Source organism: Nostoc sp., from assembly GCF_036917395.1.
In the GTDB taxonomy this organism is placed as follows: Bacteria; Cyanobacteriota; Cyanobacteriia; order Cyanobacteriales; family Nostocaceae; genus Nostoc.
In genome coordinates this window covers 1-3,493 of the sequence record NZ_JBALDI010000031.1, presented here as the reverse complement: position 1 = coordinate 3,493, position 3,493 = coordinate 1, and the positions used below count along the sequence as shown (strand labels likewise).

Below are 3,493 nucleotides of genomic sequence, written 5' to 3'. Positions count from 1 at the left end.
TACCTGGTTAACAGACATCTAAGCCTTTAATTCGGTTACATTCTGATGATCTAACTATTCGGCAAATTGTTCAAGTTATTTTTATATGATGCCTAGCGTCAAAACCAATGGATGCGTTGGAGTCACTTCATTATCTCGGTAGGCTCCGATCAAAAACACATATTGGGTTTGCTCATCGAGTAATATAAGTTCTATTAACTTCAGCGTCGCAGAATCGATCCACTGTAAATCGTCTAAGAAGATGACCAGGGGATGCTCTTTTGCACAAAACGCCCGCATAAACCTTTGAAAAGTGAGATTGAAGAGATTCTGTGCTTCAGTTGCTCCAACTTCTGGTACGGGCGGCTGCTTGCCAATGATTGAACTCAACTTCAGGGATGACATCAATGATGATTTGTCCGTTGGTTCCCAAAGCGGTGAGCAGGCGATTGCGCCACTGTTGCAACTGCTCGTCAGGTTCACCCAGTAGTTGCTGTACCAACTTTTGCAGGGCATGAGCGATCGCGCTATAAGGAATATTGCGTCGAAATTGGTCAAACTTACCAGAAATAAAATAGCCGTGCTTCGCCATGATCGGTTTATAGAGTTCCTGCACCAATGCCGTTTTGCCGACGCCAGCATAACCAGAAACGAGCATCATCGGCAATGGATGGGAAACAGATGTAACGGATGCGGGATCTGTGCGTCTCGTCGTCAAGCCATCCGCTTCATCCGTGACAAAATCCGTTGCAACTGTGTCAAACGCCGCCAATAATGCTTCAATCTCCGCTTTTCGTCCATACAGTTTTTGAGGAATGCAAAACTGTTCAGAAACATCTTGCAGTCCCAACGACATGGCATTAATCTGACCCATTTCTGCCAGTTGTCCGGCGCAGCGTTCTAGATCCGCTTTGATGCCCCAGGCACTCTGATAGCGATCCTCCGCATTTTTCGCCATCAGTTTCACGATAATATCTGAAACTGCTTTAGGAATTGTTGCATTCATTTCATGAGGCGGAACAGGCGGTTTGGCAATATGGCAATAAACTAGATCCAAAATGTCGGTTGTAGGGAAAGGTAGCTGTCCGGTAAGCAGTTCATAGAACGTTACACCGAGCGAGTAAAAATCGGTGCGGTAATCGAGTAAACGATTCATCCGCCCCGTTTGCTCAGGAGAAATGTAGGCAAGTGTACCTTCTAACACATGAGGACTTTTGAAGGTTGGATTTGTGCGGTTAAACTGGGTGGCAATGCCGAAATCAATGATTTTAACTACGCCCGTATCTAGATTCAAGACGATGTTGCCAGGGTTGATATCTTTGTGGATGATATTAGCATTATGAATTCTGCCCAGAATCTCTGTAATGTCAATCGCAAGACCTAGAAATGTGGACAAGGGCATGGGGCAGAAGTCTGGGTGCTTTTGCCTCCATAACTCTAGAGCGTGTGATCAATTAGGTAAACTGGAATGAGAACTGCTGAAGAAGAATAGACAACAGGGAAACGATGACAGGCCGATACGCACTACGAGATGACCAGTGGGAGAAAATCAAAGACCTGCTACCTGGGCGAGAGGGTTATGTGGGAGTCACTGCCAAGGATAATAAGTTGTTTATCGAAGCTGTATTGTATCGTTATCGAGCAGGTATTCCTTGGCGAGATTTGCCAACACGATTCGGCGATTTCCGAGTGCTCCACACCCGCTTCAGTCGTTGGTCAAAGACGGGGGTGTGGGAACAAGTCTTTCATCATCTAGCAGACGACGATGCCGACAACGAGTATGCCATGATTGATTCCACGATTGTCCGCGCTCATCAGCACAGTGCAGGAGCAAAGGGGGGGAGGCAGACCAAGAAGCCATTGGTCCAAGTATTGGCGGATTGAGTACCAAGATTCATGCGGTGGTGGATGCATTAGGTAACCCATTGAGCTTCCACCTGACCCCAGGACAAGCCTGCGATCTTGATGGAGCGGACAAACTGCTGCCCACTTTGGTTGCTAACACCGTACTGGCAGACAAAGGATACGATGCTGATGAGCGCGTCATTCAACCTCTACTACTCCAGGGCAAAACTGTCGTGATTCCGCCCAAGCGCAACCGCGCCCATCCCCGTGATTACGACAAGGACTTGTACAAAGCTCGTCATTTAATTGAAAACTTTTTTGCCAAACTCAAGCAGTACCGGGCGATTGCAACTCGCTATGATAAACGGGCAACCAACTTTCTGGGTGCAATTTATCTGGCTGCTTCTGTCATCTGGCTCAATTGATGACACGCCCTAGTCCTATAGATGACAATTGAAATTTCTGGTTGAGGCACTATGGCAAGCATTTTGCATGTTGACTCAAGTCCGCGTGGCGATCGCTCCAAATCTCGCAAGTTGGCAAAGGAGTTTATAGTTGCGTGGCAAGACTTACATCCTGATGATCCGATCACCCATCGTGATTTAAGACAAACGCCAGTTCCTCACGTCACTGAAGACTGGATTGCGGCTTGTTTTACTCCTCCAGAAGCACTGACTTCAGAAATGGCTGAACTGCTGAAGTTTTCTGATGAGTTAGTGGATGAGTTTCTGGCGGCTGATCGATGTGTTTTCAGTGTGCCAATGTACAACTTCAGCATTCCTTCCAACTTTAAAGCATACATCGATCAAGTGGTTCGTGTGGGTCGCACATTCACGGAGGAGAATGGTCAAGTCAAAGGACTTGCGAACGCTAGAAAAGTTTTGTTCATCACATCACGAGGCGTTGAGTTTGGAGCAGGTTCTCCTTACGAAGGATGGGATTGTCAGGAACCTGCGCTTCGGTATGCTTTTCAATTCATGGGTGTGACTGATATTCAGTTCATTCATGCCAATGGTCTAGATATGGGAGACGAGGCACGGAAACGGGGGCTAGACGAAGCACAATCTAAAATTCAAGAATTAGTGAGCGGTTGGTAGCGCCAGCCAGCTAACAGGATAAGAATTTGATAAGGCATGGTAAGAATTTGAAAGAAGTCAAGCATTGGAACTTAATACACTCTAAATAGATAGAACCAAAAGTACACCAACATGGTCAAACAGCAAAACGTGGACGAACAAGCAAATGGAAAGGCGATCGCCAACCTGACACCAGCCCAGGAGTTTTTGCAAGAACTCTGGGAAGAGCATCTGCGGCACGAGTTTGACACTCACAACACTGAAGAGACACTCGCCACGATGGTTGAAGATGCTTACGTTAACGACATTCCGGTAATGACTGGGGGAGTAGGGAAACCAGCACTGCGCGAGTTTTATTCCAAATACTTCATTTCACACATGCCGCTGACCCCAATCTCGCGCACGATTGGAACCGATCAGCTTGTCGATGAAATGATGGTTAAGTTCACTCATACCATCCGAATGGACTGGATGCTACCTGGCATTGCTCCGACTCTTAAACCCACCTTCCGCACCCCAAGTGTCACAACCGGAAATTACTTAGAGAAAAAAGGCAAGTAAGAATAAAAACACACATCTAGAGGCAAAAAAAT

Annotated in this window: 3 protein-coding genes and 1 pseudogene; 3 read left to right on the top strand and 1 reads right to left on the bottom strand. The window is 46.6% G+C overall.

Annotation, left to right across the window (positions count from 1 at the left end):
- Positions 1-81: 81 nt before the first annotated feature.
- A pseudogene (locus V7K46_RS12460) lies at positions 82-1,396 on the bottom strand (ATP-binding protein); the annotation flags it as partial.
- A gap of 89 nt (positions 1,397-1,485) precedes the next feature.
- Here V7K46_RS12460 and V7K46_RS12455 point away from each other — a divergent pair.
- From V7K46_RS12455 to V7K46_RS12445, 3 genes are all read left to right on the top strand, one after another.
- A protein-coding gene (locus V7K46_RS12455) for an IS5 family transposase (protein WP_335113462.1) occupies positions 1,486-2,249 on the top strand; the annotation gives its coding sequence in 2 pieces (ribosomal slippage) (positions 1,486-1,815 and positions 1,818-2,249; 762 coding nt in all).
- Between the two features lie 51 nt (positions 2,250-2,300).
- On the top strand, positions 2,301-2,921 hold the full coding sequence (locus V7K46_RS12450) for an FMN-dependent NADH-azoreductase (RefSeq protein WP_335113460.1): 621 nt from the start codon (positions 2,301-2,303) through the stop codon (positions 2,919-2,921).
- A 111-nt stretch (positions 2,922-3,032) separates the two neighbouring features.
- On the top strand, positions 3,033-3,461 hold the full coding sequence (locus V7K46_RS12445; protein ID WP_335113458.1) for a hypothetical protein: 429 nt from the start codon (positions 3,033-3,035) through the stop codon (positions 3,459-3,461).
- Positions 3,462-3,493: the final 32 nt, after the last annotated feature.